This window comes from Microbacterium sp. zg-Y625 (genome assembly GCF_030246925.1).
GTDB lineage: Bacteria > Actinomycetota > Actinomycetes > Actinomycetales > Microbacteriaceae > Microbacterium > Microbacterium jiangjiandongii.
Window position 1 is genome coordinate 2,761,990 of the sequence record NZ_CP126740.1, and the last position, 17,018, is coordinate 2,779,007.

14 protein-coding genes and 1 tRNA gene are annotated in these 17,018 nt (G+C 72.0%); 5 read left to right on the forward strand and 10 right to left on the reverse strand.

Annotated elements, in window-relative coordinates; translation table 11 throughout:
- Positions 1–41: 41 nt before the first annotated feature.
- The 3 genes from QNO14_RS12915 to serS form a co-directional block, all read right to left on the reverse strand.
- Positions 42–129 (reverse strand) — tRNA-Ser (locus QNO14_RS12915).
- Positions 130–259: 130 nt separating this feature from the next.
- Positions 260–1,168, reverse strand: coding sequence for an HAD family hydrolase (locus QNO14_RS12920; RefSeq protein WP_257505615.1), 909 nt, complete (start codon positions 1,166–1,168; stop codon positions 260–262).
- On the reverse strand, positions 1,165–2,430 hold the full coding sequence (gene serS, locus QNO14_RS12925) for a serine--tRNA ligase (RefSeq protein WP_257493966.1): 1,266 nt from the start codon (positions 2,428–2,430) through the stop codon (positions 1,165–1,167). The genes QNO14_RS12920 and serS overlap by 4 nt, the downstream gene beginning before the upstream one ends.
- A 50-nt stretch (positions 2,431–2,480) precedes the next feature.
- Between serS and QNO14_RS12930 the strand changes: the two genes are divergently transcribed.
- From QNO14_RS12930 to QNO14_RS12940, 3 genes are read left to right on the forward strand one after another with little or no spacing between them, the layout of a single operon-like run.
- The gene (locus QNO14_RS12930) at positions 2,481–3,512 is read left to right on the forward strand and encodes a diacylglycerol/lipid kinase family protein (RefSeq protein WP_257505616.1); all 1,032 of its coding nucleotides are present in this window, start codon (positions 2,481–2,483) and stop codon (positions 3,510–3,512) included.
- Positions 3,513–3,567: 55 nt separating this feature from the next.
- The gene (locus QNO14_RS12935; RefSeq protein ID WP_257505617.1) at positions 3,568–4,911 is read left to right on the forward strand and encodes a cryptochrome/photolyase family protein; all 1,344 of its coding nucleotides are present in this window, start codon (positions 3,568–3,570) and stop codon (positions 4,909–4,911) included.
- A gap of 49 nt (positions 4,912–4,960) precedes the next feature.
- A complete protein-coding gene (locus QNO14_RS12940; RefSeq protein WP_257505618.1) occupies positions 4,961–6,013 on the forward strand; it encodes an LLM class flavin-dependent oxidoreductase in 1,053 nt (350 codons plus the stop codon).
- Between the two features lie 6 nt (positions 6,014–6,019).
- Here the strand turns inward: QNO14_RS12940 and pheA are convergent, their stop codons facing one another.
- Positions 6,020–6,979: a prephenate dehydratase gene (pheA, locus tag QNO14_RS12945; protein WP_257493970.1), complete on the reverse strand. Its 960-nt coding sequence runs from the start codon at positions 6,977–6,979 to the stop codon at positions 6,020–6,022.
- A gap of 120 nt (positions 6,980–7,099) precedes the next feature.
- On the opposite strand from pheA, the gene pgm reads away from it, so the two are divergent.
- Together pgm and QNO14_RS12955 are read left to right on the forward strand one after the other, a co-directional pair.
- Entirely contained in the window at positions 7,100–8,740 is a 1,641-nt protein-coding gene (gene pgm / locus QNO14_RS12950; protein WP_257493971.1) for a phosphoglucomutase (alpha-D-glucose-1,6-bisphosphate-dependent), read from the forward strand.
- A gap of 141 nt (positions 8,741–8,881) precedes the next feature.
- Positions 8,882–9,880: a magnesium and cobalt transport protein CorA gene (locus QNO14_RS12955; RefSeq protein WP_257505619.1), complete on the forward strand. Its 999-nt coding sequence runs from the start codon at positions 8,882–8,884 to the stop codon at positions 9,878–9,880.
- A gap of 15 nt (positions 9,881–9,895) precedes the next feature.
- Here the strand turns inward: QNO14_RS12955 and QNO14_RS12960 are convergent, their stop codons facing one another.
- The 6 genes from QNO14_RS12960 to arfA all read right to left on the reverse strand — a co-directional run bounded on the left by QNO14_RS12960 (position 9,896) and on the right by arfA (position 16,974).
- Positions 9,896–11,002, reverse strand: coding sequence for a glycerate kinase (locus QNO14_RS12960; protein WP_257505620.1), 1,107 nt, complete (start codon positions 11,000–11,002; stop codon positions 9,896–9,898).
- Positions 10,999–12,030: a LacI family DNA-binding transcriptional regulator gene (locus tag QNO14_RS12965; protein ID WP_257493974.1), complete on the reverse strand. Its 1,032-nt coding sequence runs from the start codon at positions 12,028–12,030 to the stop codon at positions 10,999–11,001. Before QNO14_RS12965 ends, QNO14_RS12960 begins: the two co-directional genes overlap by 4 nt.
- Positions 12,027–12,914, reverse strand: a complete 888-nt coding sequence (locus tag QNO14_RS12970) for a sugar phosphate isomerase/epimerase family protein (protein WP_257493975.1) — start codon at positions 12,912–12,914, stop codon at positions 12,027–12,029. Before QNO14_RS12970 ends, QNO14_RS12965 begins: the two co-directional genes overlap by 4 nt.
- Entirely contained in the window at positions 12,911–14,110 is a 1,200-nt protein-coding gene (locus QNO14_RS12975; RefSeq protein WP_257505621.1) for a dihydrodipicolinate synthase family protein, read from the reverse strand. The genes QNO14_RS12970 and QNO14_RS12975 overlap by 4 nt, the downstream gene beginning before the upstream one ends.
- A 2-nt stretch (positions 14,111–14,112) precedes the next feature.
- Positions 14,113–15,240 carry a Gfo/Idh/MocA family protein gene (locus QNO14_RS12980; protein ID WP_257494282.1) on the reverse strand — a complete coding sequence of 376 codons (1,128 nt, stop codon included), beginning with the start codon at positions 15,238–15,240 and terminating at the stop codon, positions 14,113–14,115.
- A gap of 210 nt (positions 15,241–15,450) precedes the next feature.
- Positions 15,451–16,974, reverse strand: a complete 1,524-nt coding sequence (arfA, locus tag QNO14_RS12985) for an arabinosylfuranosidase ArfA (protein ID WP_257505623.1) — start codon at positions 16,972–16,974, stop codon at positions 15,451–15,453.
- Positions 16,975–17,018 lie beyond the last annotated feature (44 nt).

The following is a 17,018-nucleotide window of genomic DNA, read 5'->3' on the forward strand; positions in this document are numbered from 1 at the left end:
CCTCGGGTGGGGCGGGCCGTGCTCGCCACACCCGAACGCCGTGGCGGAGGGTGTGGGATTCGAACCCACGGGACATTTCTGCCCACTGGTTTTCAAGACCAGGTCCATCGGCCGCTCGGACAACCCTCCCGGCGAACGCCCTAGGGCATCCGTCGACAGGCCCCGAGTCTAGTCGACGGCACTGCGCTCCATTGTCGCCGGGGCGCCTGGGCGGGCGCTGAACGACGCCCGAAGACCGCGGGCGGGGCCGCTGCCCAGGTCAGAGCGCGCGGAGGATGTCGGCGACGCCGCCGGCCTCGACCGAGCCGGTGGTCTCGCCCGCGACGGAGCGCACCTCGTCGGCGCCCTGCGCCATCGCCACGGCGCGACCGCCGTTGCGCCGCGCCCACCGGAACATGCCGACGTCGTTGCGGCCGTCGCCGATCACGATCACGTGCGCCGGGTCGACCCCGAGCCAGTCGCAGACGAGGGCGAGGGCGCTGGACTTGTCGACGCCGCGCGGCGCGATGTCGAGCCACGCCGTCCACCCCACCGCGTACGACACCTCGTTCAGCCCGATGCGGGCGACGAGGTCGACGAAGTCCTGCTCGGTCTCATCCGGCGACACCACCACGACGCGGCTCGCGGGCCGGGCGGACAGCTCGTCGAACGGAACCTGCTTGGCCCCCTGCAGATTCCAGTCGTCGAGATGCTCGGTGTAGAGGCGGCTGCCGTCGGGCAACTCCACCATGTACCGCGCGTCCGGCAGGTGCTCGCGCAGAAGCGTCAGCACCTCGGTCGGGTCGAAGGTCTCGGTGTGGAACCGCTCGTACCGCACCTCTTCGCCAGCGACGCGCTTCATGATCACGGCGCCGTTGGAGCAGACGACGTACTCCGGGGCGATCTCGAGCACGCGCAGGATGCCGCGGGTGCTCTCCCAACTGCGCCCCGTCGCCAGCATCACCTCGTGCCCGGCACGGTGCGCGTGGGCGACGGCCTCGACGATGCCGGGGCTGAGCGTCTCGTCCTGGAGGAGGATGGTGCCGTCGATGTCGAGCACGATGAGCAGCCGCTCGGTGGGGACGCGAGGGTTCTCGGCATCCTCGGCGATGTCCTCGACGAGCTCGGCGGCGTCGGCCTGGTCCGTGATCTCGACGCTGCCGGTGCGGGGAAGATGCGCGTGATTCATCCGATCGGCTCCAGGACCTCGAGGCCTCCCAGGAACGGGCGCAGCACCTCGGGCACCCACACCGAGCCGTCGGCGCGCTGGTGCGTCTCGAGGAGCGCAACGATCCAGCGGGTGGTGGCGAGCGTGCCGTTGAGGGTCGCGACGTGCGCGGTCTTGCCGCCGTCCGGCCGGTAGCGGATGTCCAGCCGCCGCGCCTGGTAGGTGGTGCAGTTGCTCGTGCTGGTGAGCTCGCGGTAGGCGCCCTGCGTGGGCACCCAGGCCTCGATGTCGTACTTGCGCGCCGCCGACGAGCCGAGATCGCCGGCAGCCACGTCGATCACGCGATAGCTGAGGCCGAGGTCGCGCAGCATCTGCTCCTGCAGCGCGACGAGGCGCTCGTGCTCCGCCTGCGCGTCATCGGGCGTCGTGTAGACGAACATCTCGAGCTTGTTGAACTGGTGGACGCGGATGATGCCGCGGGTGTCCTTGCCGTACGACCCCGCTTCGCTGCGGTAGCAGGTGGACCAGCCGGCATAGCGCTTGGGCCCGCGGGCCAGGTCGATGATCTCGTCCATGTGGTAGCCGGCGAGAGGCACCTCGCTGGTGCCGACGAGGTACAGGTCCTCATCGGCCAGGTGGTACACCTCGTCGGCGTGCTGGCCGAGGAAGCCGGTGCCGCGCATGACCTCCGGACGCACGAGCGTGGGCGGGATCATGGGCGTGAAGCCGGCCTGCAGCGCACGGTCGAGGCCCAGGTTCATGAGGGCCAGCTCGAGGCGGGCGCCGATGCCGGTGAGGAAGTAGAAACGCGCGCCCGACACCTTGGTGCCGCGCTCCATGTCGATCGCGCCGAGCTTCTCGCCGAGCGCGAGGTGGTCGAGGGGCTCGAAGTCGAACGACGGGGGCTCGCCGTGCGTGCGCAGCGTGACGAAGTTCTCCTCGCCGCCTGCGGGGACGCCGTCGAGGACGATGTTCTCCAGCTTGGCGAAGGCGGCCTCGGCGGCGGCCTCGGCCTCGGCGACCTGCCGCTGCGCGGCCTTGACCTTCTCGCTCAGCTCCTTGGCCTCGGCCACGAGCGCGGCCTTGTCCTCTTTGGGGGCCTGCGCGACGCGCTTGCCGTGGGCGTTCTGCGCCGCACGCAGCTCTTCGAACGCGGTGATGGCGGCACGACGGTCACGGTCGGCCGCGACGGCGTCGTCGACGGTCTGGGACGACTCACCGCGGGCCAGCTGCGAGCGCGTGACGAGGTCAGGCCGGTCGCGGAGAAGAGCGGGATCGATCATCCGTCAATCCTCGCACAGGCGCCACCTGCGGGCCCCGCTATCGTGAGGGCATGACCATGCCCGCCACCCCGCGCGCGGCCCTGGTTTACAACCCCATCAAGGTCGACGCCGCCGCCCTCACCGCGAGCGTGCAGCGGCTGTCCGCCGAGGCGGGCTGGCATGCGCCACTGTTGTTCGCCACGACCGTCGACGATCTCGGCGACGCCGCGACGCGCGAGGCGCTGGAGCGTGGCGTGGATGCCGTGCTCGTCGCGGGCGGCGACGGCACCGTTCGCGCGGTCGCCGGTGCCATGAGCGGCTCGGGCGTCGCGCTCACGATCGTGCCGAGCGGCACGGGCAACCTGCTCGCCCGAAACCTGCGGCTGCCGCTGGGCGACCCCGAGACGATGATCGCCGCCACCTTCTCGGGCGAGCGCCACGCGATCGACATCGGGTTCGCCGCTTTGCGGCGCCCCGGCGGCGACGTCGACGAGCACGCGTTCGTGGTGATGGGCGGCATAGGGCTGGATGCCGCGATGATCGCGAACACGAGCCCCCAGCTGAAGCGGAGTGTGGGATGGGTCGCCTACGTCGGGGGCGCAGCGCGCTCGCTCGTCGGGGCCCACCCGTTCCAGGTCGTCTACCAGGTGCAGGGACACCGCATGCACTCCGCGCGCGTGCACAGCGTGCTGTTCGCCAACTGCGGCTCGCTCCCGGCGGGCCTGGAACTCATCCCCGAGGCCTCGGTGGCCGACGGACTGCTGGACGTCGCGGTCTTCCAGCCGAAGGGACCGTTCGGCTGGCTGTTCGTCTGGCGCCGGGTGGCGTGGGACAACAGCGTGCTGCGCCGGTTCCGGGCGGGCCGCAGCGTGCTGGCGCTGCGCACGGAGGACACGGCGGTGCGCTACGCGCGGGGTCCCGCGCTGGATCTCGCCCCGGCCGGGCCCCAGCCGGTGCAGCTGGACGGCGACGAGTTCGGCGAGGCGGTGCACGTGCACACCCGCGTAGAGCCCGGTGCGCTCCTGGTCGCGGTGCCGGTGGGGCACACGCTGACACCCGCCGGCAGGCCGACGCTGTGGGCTGGGGCAGCGGGCCGCCGCTGAGACGCGCCACTGTCAACCCCGCGACGGCGCGGCATCCGTCGACCACCATGACGGCATGGGCGCCCCCTCGATCGTGTGGTTCCGCGATGATCTGAGATTGGCCGACAACCCGGCGCTGTGTGCGGCGATCGACCGGGCGGAGCCCGTCGTCGGCCTTTACGTGCTCGACGAGCAGTCCCCCGGCATCCGCCCGCTCGGCGGTGCGGCGAGGTGGTGGCTGCACCATTCGCTCGCCTCGCTGGGCGAGCGGCTCCGCGAGCGGGGCGGCGCGCTCGTGCTCCGTCGGGGCGCCGCGGCCGGGATCGTGCGCGAGACAGTGGCCGATGTCGGCGCCGGCGCGGTCTTCTGGAACCGCCGGTACGGGGGTGCGGCCTGGCAGGTCGACGCCGACCTCAAAGCGACGCTGCGCGCCGACGGCGCCGAGGTGGCATCGTTCGCGGCGTCGCTCCTGCACGAGCCCTGGACCGTCACGACCGGTGGCGGCACGCCCTTCTCGGTGTTCTCCCCGTTCTGGCGGGCCTGCCTGTCGCGGCCGGCACCGCGCGCTCCCCTGCCCGAGCCTCGCGCCGTCAGCGCACCATCGAGGGTGCCGGCATCCGACGACCTCGACGACTGGTCGCTGCTGCCGACGCGCCCGGACTGGACCGAGGGACTGCGCGAGACGTGGACGCCGGGCGAGCCCGCGGCACGGGAGCGCCTGCGCGCGTTCCTCACCGAGGACCTGGCCGGATACGACCGGGCGCGGGACGAGCCCGCCGCCGGGGCCACCTCCCGCCTGTCGCCGCGGCTGCGCTGGGGCGAGATCAGCCCCTTCACCGTGTGGCACGAAGCCGCTGGCAGCGACGGGTCCGGCCGTTTCCTCTCGGAGCTCGGGTGGCGGGAGTTCGCCTGGCACACGCTCTTCCACTTCCCCGACCTCGCGACGAAGAACCTGCGCCCGCAGTTCGACGCGTTCCCGTGGCCGCCGCTGGATGCGTCGCACCTCGACGCCTGGCAGCGCGGGCGCACCGGCATCCCTCTCGTCGACGCGGGGATGGCGGAGCTGTGGCGAACCGGGTACATGCACAACCGGGTGCGCATGGTGACGGCGTCATTTCTCGTCAAGAACCTGCTCATCGACTGGCGGCGCGGCGAGGAATGGTTCTGGGACACTCTGGTCGACGCGGACGAGGCGAACAATTCCTTCAACTGGCAGTGGGTGGCCGGATCCGGAGCCGACGCCGCGCCGTACTTCCGCATCTTCAACCCCGAGCTGCAGGCACAGAAGTTCGATCCACGGGGTGAGTACGTCGGGCGCTGGGCCGGTGCGGGCGAGGTCGACCCGATCGTGGATCTCGGCGAGACGCGCCGGGCCGCGCTCGCCGCCTACGAGGGGGTGAAGCAGGGGCCACGCGGATGAGTCGACGTGGCGCGGAATGCCGCGGAGCGGCTCGCGGTTGTCGTGTGGGATGACTGCCTCGACCTCCCCCGCCCTGTCCGTCCTCGATCTCGTGCCCGTGCGCAACGGCCAGACCAGCCCGCAGGCGGTCGCCGCCTCGCTCGCACTGGCCGAGCGCGCCGACGAGCTGGGATACCGCCGCTACTGGTTCGCCGAGCACCACAACATGGCGTCGGTGGGATCGACCACTCCCCCGGTGCTCATCGCCGCGGCGGCCGCGCGCACCTCGCGCATCCGCGTCGGCTCCGGCGGGGTGATGCTCCCCAACCACGCGCCCCTCATCGTGGCGGAGCAGTTCGCCGCACTCGAGGCCCTCGCGCCCGGGCGCATCGACCTCGGCATCGGGCGCGCACCGGGCAGCGACCCGGTGATCACCCAGCTGCTGCGGATGTCGGGCACCTCGAGCGACGTCGAGCGCTTCCCGCAGCACGTGCAGGACATCCTCACGCTGGTCTCCCCGGAGGGCGCGACGCTGCAGTTCACCTCCGGCGGCACCTACGACGTGCGCGCGACCCCGGCCGCCGTGACCACCCCCGAGGTATGGCTGCTCGGTTCCAGCGACTACTCCGCACAGCTGGCGGCGTCGATGGGCCTTCCCTACGTCTTCGCCAACCACTTCGCGGGCGAGGGTCTGGAGCGGGCGCTGGGGCTCTACCGCGGCCAGTACCGCCCGAGCGAGGCGCACCCGGAGCCGGTGACCTTCCTCACCGCGAACGTGGTCGCCGCCGACACCGCCGACGAGGCCGAGGCCCGCGCGCTGCCGCAGCTGCGGGCGATGGCCCGCCTGCGCCTGAACCGCCCGATGGCGGCGATGGAGACGGTCGAGGCCGCCCAGGCGGCCGACGTCGACGAGGCGATGACGCCGCTCATCGCGGCGATGCGGGAACGCTGGATCATCGGCACCGGCGAGCAGGCGGCATCCGCGCTGCGTGCACTGGCCGACAAGCACGGTGTCGAGGAGATCATGGTCTCGCCGGTCGCCGCAGCCCGCGAGTCGGAGCCGCTCGACGGCGCCGACGGACGCACCCGCACCCTCGAGCTGCTCGCCGCGGCTGCCGCCTGAGGCGCGTCAGTCCTCGGGTTCGCCCGACAGGAGCCCCCGCAGCCAATCCCGCGCCTCGACGAACACCTCGTCGGAGTACCGATCGGGGTACCGGACGATGGCGCGGTCGGCCCGGGGGTAGGACCCGAGGAACGTCACCCGGGGGCTGAAGCGACGCAGCCCCATCAACGCGTCGGCCATGCGCTCATTCTCGATGTGGCCGTCGGCGTCGATGACGAAGCGGTAGCGGCCGAGGGCGTCGCCGATGGGGCGGGACTCGATGAGCGACAGGTTGATCCCGCGCGTGGAGAACTGCTCCAGCAGCTCCAGCAGCGCGCCGGGGTGGTCTTCGGGGAGCTCCGCGATGAGCGAGGTCTTGTCGGCGCCCGTCGGAGCCGGCGGCGTGCCGGGTCGGCTCACGAGCACGAACCGGGTGACGGCGTTCGGGTTGTCGCCGATGGACCGGGCGAGCAGCTGCAGGTCGTGGTGCTCCAGGATGCCGGGGGGCGCGATGGCGGCGTCGGCCTGGCTCGACCCGTCGAGCATGTCGAGGGCCGCGGCGACGTTGCTGGGTGCCGGCAGGTGCGCGTGGGCGGGGAGCGTCTCGGACAGCCAGCCGAGGCACTGGGCGTAGGCGACAGGGTGCGCCGCGATGAGCGAGACGTCCTCGAGCGTCGTTCCGGGGCGCGCGACCAGGACGAAGTTCACCGGGACGAGGTACTCCCCGACGATCCGCAGGCCCGGCATGGTCGCCAGGGCGTCCTGAGCGGTGGAGACGCCGCCGTCGATCGAGTTCTCGATCGCGATCATCGCGGCATCCGACCGCCCCGACACCACGTCCGCGAGCGCCTCGCCGACGTTGCGCACCGGACGCCAGTTCTGGTCGCGGGCTTCGGGCACCTGAGCGAGGGCGGCCTCGGTGAAGGTGCCGGCCGGACCCAGGTAGCTGTAGGTGCGACGGGCGGGAACGGTGGGCTCGGGGGTCACGGGGAGCAAGCCTAGTCCGGTGGGTTTCGCCTCTCGCGGGGCGCGGCGTCCTCCTCCGCTCCCGGCCCTGCTGTGTCAAGCCTGCGTGCGCCCACCGGCGACAGGGGGCAGACTGGGAGGATGAGCCGAGCAGGACAGCCCGCCGAAGCATCCGATCTCGTCGACATCGACGAACTCGTCGCCGCCTATTACGACCGCAAGCCCGACCCGTCCGTCGCCGCCCAGCGCGTCGCGTTCGGCACCAGCGGCCACCGCGGATCGTCGCTGTCGACCAGCTTCAACGAGGACCACATCCTCGCGACGACGCAGGCGATCGTCGACTACCGCCGCGCGCAGGGCATCACGGGTCCGCTGTTCCTGGGGCGTGACACCCACGGGCTCTCGCGGCCGGCCGAGCGCAGCGCCATCGAGGTGCTCGTGGGCAACGGCATCGACGTGCGCGTGGACTCCCGCGACGCGTGGGTGCCGACGCCGGCGCTGAGCCTCGCGATCCTCGCGCACAACCGGGCGCTCGAGGCCACCGACCCGGCGCGGGCGGACGGCATCGTCGTCACCCCGTCGCACAACCCGCCCCGCGACGGCGGCTTCAAGTACAACCCGCCGCACGGCGGCCCCGCCGACACCGACGCGACCGGCTGGGTCGCCGACCGGGCCAACGCGCTCATCGCCGCGGGACTCGAGGGCGTCACCCGCACGCGGTTCGCCGATATCGACACCGCCCAGCTCGAAACGTACGACTTCCGCGAGGAGTACGTGCGCGAGCTGGCCTCGATCATCGACATCGACGCGATCCGCTCCGCGGGCGTGCGCATCGGCGCCGACCCCCTCGGGGGCGCCTCGGTGGAGTACTGGGCCCTCATCGCGGAGAAGTACGGCCTGGACCTCACGGTGGTGAACCCCGACGTCGACCCGACGTGGCGGTTCATGACGCTGGACTGGGACGAGAAGATCCGCATGGATCCGTCGTCGCCGTCGGCGATGGCGTCGCTGCTGGCCCGCCGCGACGAGTACGACATCCTCACCGGCAACGATGCCGACGCCGACCGGCACGGCATCGTCACGCCCGACGCGGGGCTGATGAACCCCAACCACTACCTCGCCGTCGCGATCGACTACCTGTTCCGGCACCGCGAGGGGTGGCCGGCGGATGCCGCGATCGGCAAGACCCTGGTGTCGTCGATGATCATCGACCGCGTCGCCGCCTCGCTCGGCCGCCCCCTGCTGGAGGTGCCGGTCGGGTTCAAGTGGTTCGTGCCCGGCCTGCTCGACGGCTCCGTCGCCTTCGGCGGCGAGGAGTCGGCGGGGGCGTCGTTCCTGCGCAAAGACGGAAGCGTCTGGACCACCGACAAGGACGGCATCCTGCTGTGCCTGCTGGCGGCGGAGATCCTCGCGGTCACGGGCAAGACGCCGTCGCAGCGCTATGCCGAGCTCGAGGCGGAGTTCGGCGCCTCGGCGTACGAGCGCGTCGACGCCCCGGCGACGCCCGAGCAGAAGGCGACGCTGGCCAAGCTCTCGCCCGAGGCCGTCACCGCCACGGAGCTGGCCGGCGAGCCCATCACCGCGAAGCTGTCGCACGCGCCCGGCAACGGCGCGCCGATCGGCGGACTGAAGGTGCAGACCGAGCACGCGTGGTTCGCCGCCCGCCCGTCCGGCACCGAGGACGTCTACAAGCTGTACGCCGAGTCGCTGCGCGGCCCGGAGCACCTGCGCGAGGTGCAGGCCGAGGCCCGCGCCGTGGTCGCCGCCGCGCTCGGCGGCTGACCCGCGGGGGGTTCACCAGAACCGTGAGACCGCATCTGGCGGCCGAGACAGTGGGAAACGACCAATGTCTCGGCCGCCAGATGCTGTTTCAGCGATCGAGGGCGGCGCGGCGCGGGGCTCCGGAGGGGGCAGACTGGCGGGATGCCTATCATCGACAACGCCGTGTATGTGGACGGGGAGCGGATCCGCAACCCCGCGACCCTCGAGCAGACCTTCGAGCACATGAAGGCCAACCACGGGATGGCGTGGATCGGCCTGCTGCGGCCGACGCCGGAGGAGCTTCAGCAGGTGGCGGCCGAGTTCTCGCTGCATCCGCTCGCCGTGGAAGACGCGCTCGCCGGCCACCAGCGCCCGAAGATCGAGCGTTACGGCGACATCCTCTTCACCGTGCTGCGCCCGGCCAGCTACAACGACGCGGCCGAGACGGTCGATTTCGGTGAGCTGCACGTGTTCGTCGGCCCGGACTTCGTCGTCACGATCCGCCACGCCGACGTCCCCGACCTCGCCGTCGTCCGGCGCCGCCTCGAGCAGCAGCCGGCGCTGCTAGCGAAGGGCCCGCAGGTCGTGCTCGCCGCGATCCTCGACGAAGTCGTCGACGAATACGCGCCGGTGACCGCAGGGCTGCAGAACGACGTCGACGAGATCGAGGACTCGCTGTTCAGCGACACCGGCTCCGAGCTGTCCCGTCGCATCTACGAGCTGTCTCGGGAGGTCATCCTCTTCCAGCGCGCCACGGAGCCGCTCAGCGAGATGCTCGAGGCGGTGCTGCGGGGCGCCGAGAAGTATCGGGTCGACATCGAGCTGCAGCGTGAGCTGCGCAACGTGGAGGACCACGTCATCCGCATCACCGAGAAGATCGCGGCGCTGCGAGCGATCCTCGAGAACGCGCTCACCGTCAACGCCACGCTCGTCACCCACCGCCAGACCGACACCGCGCTGGAGCAGAGCGAGCAGGTCAAGAAGATCTCGGGGTGGGCGGCGATCCTCTTCGGTCCGACGCTGGTCGGCACCGTCTACGGCATGAACTTCACCTACATGCCCGAGCTGCAATCGCCGTGGGGCTACCCGCTGGCGCTCCTCGGGATGCTGGCGACCTCGGTGGTGCTGTACCTGGTCTTCAAGGCCCGCCGCTGGATGTGAGCGGAGCGCGGGCCGTCAGGCGCGGGCGGCGAGCGCGGCTCCGGCGGCCCGCAGCCACCGCGCCGGCTCGGCGAGCGATGCGGCGGGGCTTCCGGCGAGGTCGGTGAGCGAGACGGATGCCACGAAGGCGGCCGTGTCGGCATCCGCCGCGATGCGGCCCGCGACGAGCGCGACGGGCACCCCGGCGTCGGCGGCCAGCCGCGCGACGAAGGACGGGACCTTCCCTGCCGCGGATTGGCCGTCGTACGCCCCCTCGCCGGTGACGACGACGGAAGCCGACGCCACCGCCTCGCGCAATCCGATGAGGTCGGCGACCTCGGGCGCGCCGGGCACGAGCGCGGCGCCCCAGGCGAGCAGGGCGAACCCGGTGCCACCGGCAGCCCCGGTGCCGGGCTCCTGCGGATCTGCGCCGATGAGCGCGGCGAGGCGCGCCAGCGCCGCGTCGGCGCGGGCGACCCCCGCGGCATCCACCCCCTTCTGCGGCCCGAAGACGGCGGCGGCGCCGGTCGCGCCGAGCAGCGGGTTGGTCACATCGGTGAGCACGACCGCGCCCGCGGGGGGCAGCGGTCGCAGGGCCGACAGGTCGACCCGGTCGAGCGCCTCGAGGCCCCGAACGCCGGGGGCCACGTCGACGTCCGTCGCATCGGTGAACCGCGCCCCGAGCGCCCGAAGCATCCCGACCCCGCCGTCCGTGGAGGCGCTGGACCCGATGCCCAGCACGAGCCGCGAGACGCCGTGGTCGAGCGCCGCCGCGATGGCCTGACCGAACCCGGTCGTGTCGGCGTCCCACGGCAGGCGCCGGTCGCCGAGCAGCTCGATCCCCGAGGTGGATGCCAGCTCCACCACCCCGGTCCCGGTCGGGGCGTCGGGGGTCGGCGGCAGGAGCAGCCACGACGCATCGACGGTGGCACCGTCGGGCCCGGTCACCCGCACCGGCATCCTCTCGGCTCCCGCGACCGCGGCGGCGAACGCGTCGAGCGTGCCCTCACCGCCGTCGGCCATGGGCCGCAGCAGCACCAGGGCGTCGGCGCGGATGTCGAGCCAGCCGTCGGCGAGGGCCCGGGCCGCGTCTGCGGCGGCGATCGAGCCCTTGAAGCTGTCGATCGCGACGACGACCGTCACGGCCGCGGTGGCGTGCTGTCGCGCAGCGTCACCTCGAGGCGCAGCGGCTGGGGCGTCCAATCGGGGTCGGTCGCGGCGCGGAAGGTCTCGAGCCCGACCTCGGCGAGCGGCACCGCCACGGTCGACAGCGGCGGGGTCACATCGCGGGACGTGGGGATGTCATCGAAGCCGGCGAACGCGATGTCGGTGCCCGGCTCCCGGCCCGCCTCCCGCACCGCCGACATGGCTCCGATCGCGACGACGTCGCTGACGCCGAAGACGACGGTGCCCGGCTCCACGCCGTCGGCGAGGACCTGGGTCATGAGATCCGCCCCCGATGCCCGGCTGAAGGCCCCCCGGTACACGCGCGGCGCGTTGCCGCCGCCGGCCGTGAAGCCCTCGCTGAAACCGGCGACACGGCTGTCGCTCGTGAGCACGCCCTCCGCGGCCCCGAGGACCACGGCCGATCGGTAGCCGCGTTCGGCCAGTGCCGCGCCGAGCGCGCGGGCGCCCTCGCGGTTGTCGATGGTGACCGCGCGCACGCTGTCGGTGCCCGCACCGAGGGCGACGACCCGGCCGCCCGCGGCCACCACGTGGTCGAGCTCGGCCAGCAGCTCCGGGGCGATCTCGGGCGACGTGCGGGAGGCGGCGAGGATCAGCCCGCGCGGCCGCTGCCCGCGCAGGGCCCGCACGAGACGCACCTCGCGCTCGGCGTCGCGCTCGGTGATGGCGACCGTGACGACCAGGCCCGCCTCGTCGGCGCCCTGGGCGACCCCCGAGGCGATCTCGCCGAAATAGGGGTCGGCGATGTCGGCGACGAGCAGGGCGATGATCGCCGAGGTGCCGCGGGCCGTCGCCTGCGCCGACAGGTTCGCGCTGTAGCCGAGGCGCGCGGCGGCCGTCTCCACACGCTCCCGGTACGAATCGGCCACCTTGCGGGTCGACCCGTTGAGCACGCGGGAAGCGGTCGCCAACGACACCCCCGCCTCACGCGCCACGTCGTGGAGCGTGGCGGAGCCGGACCGCAGACGTTCGGTGGCTTCGGTCACGATCGAGATTCTATGGTGACGCCCAGATGCGGCGAGACCACGTCACCGAATGCCGCGGCGGTGCGCTGCACCGCCAGCAGCGGATCGGTGGCCCACACATCGGCGTTGAAGATCTCCACCTCGATGTCGCGGTCGTACCCGGTGGCCTCGACCGCCCGGGTGAGCGCGGCGAAGTCGATGACCCCGTCGCCCGGGTAATGACGACCCAGCAGCACGTCCGCCGGCAGCGGCGTCTTCCAGTCGCACACCTGGTAGGTCGCGATGCGCCCCTCGGCTCCGGCGCGGGCGATGGATGCCTCGACATCGGGGTCCCAGAAGATGTGGAACGTGTCGACGGTAGCCCCGACGACGGCCGGGTCGAAGTCCCGCGCGATGTCGAGCGCCTGGCCGAGCGTCGACACGACGCACCTGTCGCTGGCGAACATCGGATGCAGCGGCTCGATCGCGAGGGTCACGCCGGCGGCCGCCGCGTGCGGCACCAGCTCCCCGATCGCGTCCCGCACGCGCTCCCGGGCCCCGGCGATGTCGCGCGAGCCCTCGGGGAGCCCTCCGGCCACAAGCACGAGGATGGCGGTGGAGCCCTCGGCGCCGGCCGCGGCGAGGGCGGCGGTCTCGTCGATCGCGACCCGGTTGTCGTCGATCGAGGCGCGGCGGGCGGGCCCCTCGGGCATGGTGAAGAACCCGCCGCGGCAGTGGGTCGTGAAGCGCAGCCCCGAGTCGGCGAGCATCTGCGCGGCGGTCGCGAGCCCCACCTCGTTCACCGGCTCGCGCCACAGGCCGATCGCCTGCACGCCCGCTTCGGCCGTGACCCGCAGTGCCGTTGCGAGGTCGGCGTGCTTGATCGTCGCCTGGTTGATCGACAGGCGGGCGTCGGGCGCGGTCATGCCGACACCCCGTTCATGCGCAGCATCCCGTGCCAGCGCTCCTGCGCCAGCTCCGGCTGCTCCAGCGCGTGCGCGGCGTTGGCGAGCTCGACGATGCGCGACAGGTGCGGGAGGCTCCGGGCGGAGTGCAGGCCCCCGACCATCTGGAACGCGCTCTGGTGGCCGTTGAGCCACGACAGGAAGGCGACGCCGGTCTTGTAGTAGAAGGTCGGCGCGGCGAACACCTGCCGGCTCAGGGCCTCGGTGGGTGCCAGGATCTCGAGGTAGCGGGCCGGATCGTCGGCGTCGAGCGCCTGGATGGCGGCGGATGCCACCGGCGTGAGCGCGGCGAAGGCGCCCAGCAGCGCGTCGGAGTGCTGCCGCGGGCTCGCCGGGTCGCGCTGCGGCTGCGGTGCCTCGGGCACGTCCGCGCCGCCGATGAGGCCGACGTAGTTGAAGTCGTCGCCGGTGAACATGCGCACGCCCTCGGGCAGGCGCTCGCGCACCGACACCTCGGAGGCGGCATCCAGCAGGCTCATCTTCACGCCCGCGACCTTGTCGGCGTTCTCTCCGATGATCTGCAGCAGCACCTCGGATGCCGCGCGCCAGTCGGTCGAGCCGAAGTAGCCGGCCAGCTGCGGGTCGAACGCCGTGCCCAGCCAGTGCAGCACCACCGGAGTCGTCGCCGCCTGCAGCACCGCGCCGTACACGCGGCGATAGTCCTCGGCCGACTCGGCCGCCCGCGCGAGGTGGCGGCTGGCCATGAGCACGGGTCCTGCGCCCTGCTCCTCGGTGAAGTGCAACTGCTCGAGGTAGGCGGCGGTGACCTCGTCCAGCGAGAGGCCGCCGGCGTCGGTGTTGTCGGTGTTGACGCCGACGACGACCGACCCGCCCTCTTCACGGGCGACCTCGGCGGAGCGGGTGATGAGCTCCCGGGTGGCCGCGGCATCCAGTCCCATGTTGCGCTGGGCGGTGTCCATGGCATCGGCGACGCCGAGGCCCCAGGAGTACACGCTGCGACGGAAGTCCAGCGTGGCATCCCAGTCGATCTGCGCCGGCTGCCCGGGGGTGTTGTCGCCCCAGGTGACGGGCACGACGTGTGCGGCGGCGTACGCGACGCGGCTCTGCAGCGGCCCCGTGGGCTTGGCGTGGCCGGGAGCGGCGTTGAGGTCCGCGGTGGTCGTGACGCCGTCGGCGCCGAAGAGAGTGAGCCCCATCGTCAGTCCAGCGTCAGGGCGGGCAGCTCGACCTTGCAGCCTTCGCGGCTCGAGCGCAGGCCCGCCTCGGCCAGCAGCACGCCACGGGCGCCGGAGAGCAGATCGAAGGGGTACTCGGTGCCGGTCGCGTAGGAGACGAGGAACTCCTCCCACTGCTGCTTGAAGCCGTTCTGGAAGACGTCGTTGGTGGGGACGGCGGCCCAGTCGGCGTCGTAGTCGTGGTCGTCCGCCAGGTCGGGATTCCACACCGGCTTGGGCGTGCCGTTGCGGTGCTGGATCTTGGCACCGAACAGGCCTACGACCGCAGAACCGTGCGTGCCGTCGACGTGGAACTCGACCAGCTCGTCGCGGTTGACGCGAGTGGTCCAGCTCGAGTTGATCTGGGCGACGACTCCGCCGTCGAGCTCGAAGACGCCGTACGCGGCGTCCTCCGCCGTGGCGGTGTAGTGCTCGCCGTTCTCGTCCCAGCGGTCGGCGATGTGCACCGCGGCCTGGGCATAGACGCTCTTGACCTCGCCGAAGAGGTTCTCCAGCACGTAGTTCCAGTGCGGGAACATGTCGACGATGATGCCGCCGCCGTCTTCGGTGCGGTAGTTCCAGCTGGGGCGCTGCGCGGGCTGCCAGTCGCCCTCGAACACCCAGTAGCCGAACTCGCCGCGCACCGACAGGATGCGGCCGAAGAACCCGGAGTCGATGAGGCGCTTGAGCTTCTGCAGCCCGGGCAGGTAGAGCTTGTCGTGCACGACGCCGGTCTTGACCCCGGCCTCTGCGGCGAGCTTCGCCAGCTCCAGCGCCTCGTCGACCGACTCGGCCGTGGGCTTTTCGGTGTAGATCGTCTTGCCCGCGGCGATCGCCCTGCGCAGGGCCGATGCGCGCGCCTTCGTGACGAGGAAGTCGGCGTAGATCTCCCAGCGGGAATCGGCGAGAGCGGCATCCAGATCGGTCGTGTAGTCCTCGATGCCGTGGCGGGCGGCGAGCTCGGCGAGCTTGGCCTCGCTGCGGCCGACCAGCAGCGGCTTGACGGTGACCTTCGAGCCGTCGGGCAGCTCGATGCCGCCCTGCTCGCGGATCGCGAGGATCGACCGCACGAGGTGCTGGCGGTATCCCATGCGGCCCGAGACGCCGTTCATGATGATGCCGATCTCACGCACCTGAGGGGTCGTCGCGGCGGGGGCGTCCAGGGTGGTCGTCTCTGACACTGTGGGTTCCTTCTGCTCGGCGCTTCTCGCGCTTCTCGGCGCTCCCGTCTCGGTAAGCGCTTTCCGTTCTTTCATCCTGACAGCGGAAGACGCTTTCCGCAAGCGTCTGCGGCTACGGCCGCGTCACGCCCTCCGCTCGCCTCACGCCAGGCGCACGGCGGCCCACGACACCGGCGGGAGGGTCGCGGTGAGGGCGTCCCCGTCGAGCGCAAGGCCGTCCAGGGGCCGCACGCCAACGCGCTCCGGGTCTTCGAGGGTGTTGGCGGCGTACATGTCGTCCTCGTGAAGCAGGTGCGACTCGGTCACGTGCAGGTGACGGCCGAACTGCGCGGCGACGGCTGCGAGATCCAGCCGCAGGTCCGCCGCATCGGTGGTCGACCGGTTGACGACGAACAGGCTCACGCCGTCGTCGTCGACGGTGGCCACCGCGTTGACCGCCGCGACCTCGCCGAAGCGCTCGCTCGTGAACGTGCCCGCCGTCACCGGCACACGCACCACACGGTCGCCCGTCAAGCGCGACGTGATCGAGAACGGGAAGAACGTCGTCTGCCGCCAGGCGATGCCCCCGGGCTCTGTCATGATCGGGGCGATCACGTTCACGAGCTGCGCGAGGGATGCCGAGCGCACCCGGTCGGCGTGCTGCAGCAGCGTGATCATGAGGTCGCCGAAGACGACGGCATCCAGTGCGTGGTACTGGTCCTCGAGCAGCCGCGGGGCGACCGGCCAGCCGGTCTCCTTCGGCTTGTCGTTCTGCCCGCCGCCCTCGGCGTGGAGGTACCAGACGTTCCACTCGTCGAACGAGATCATGATGCGCTTGTCGCTCTTCTTCGTCGCCGCGACCGCGTCGGCGATCGAGACGACCGACTCGATGAACCGCGCCATGTCGACGCCCGAGGCGAGGAACTCCTGCGCGTTGCCGCCCATCTCCTGGTAGTAGGAGTGGCACGAGATGAAGTCGACGTCGTCGAAGGTGTGCTCGAGCACGGTGCGCTCCCACGAGCCGAAGGTCGGCATGCCGCTGCCGGACGAGCCGCAGACGACCAGCTCGATGCCCGGGTCGACCATGCGCATGCCCTTGGCCGTGCGCGAGGCGAGCTTGCCGTAGTCGTCGGCGTTGCGGTGCCCCAGCTGCCACGGGCCGTCCATCTCGTTGCCCAGGCACCACATCTTCACGGCGAGCGGCTCGTCGCGACCGTTCGCGCGGCGCTGACGGGTCCAGTCGGTCTCGGCGTCGACGTTGGCGTACTCGAGCAGGTCGATGGCCTCCTGCGTCCCGCGCGTGCCGAGGTTGACGGCGAGCATGAGGTCGCTGCCGACCTTCTCGAGCCAGTCCGAGAACTCGTGAAGTCCCACCTCGTTCGTCTCGGTGGAGTGCCACGCGAGGTCGAGGCGCCGGGGGCGCTGGTCTACGGGGCCGATGCCGTCTTCCCACCGGTAGCCCGAGACGAAGTTGCCACCGGGGTAGCGGATCGTCGAGACGCCCAGCTCCTTGACGAGCTCGATCACGTCGGTGCGGAAGCCGTCGGCGTCGGCGGAGGGATGGGCGGGCTCGTGGATGCCGTCGTAGATATGGCGGCCGAGGTGCTCGACGAAACCGCCGAACAGGCGGCGGTCGACGTCGGAGATCGCAAGGCGGGGGTCGACGGATCCGTGGGCAGAGGTCACGGTCTTCCTTCCGGTCTGGCCCGCCGACGGTGGCGGGTCGGGGG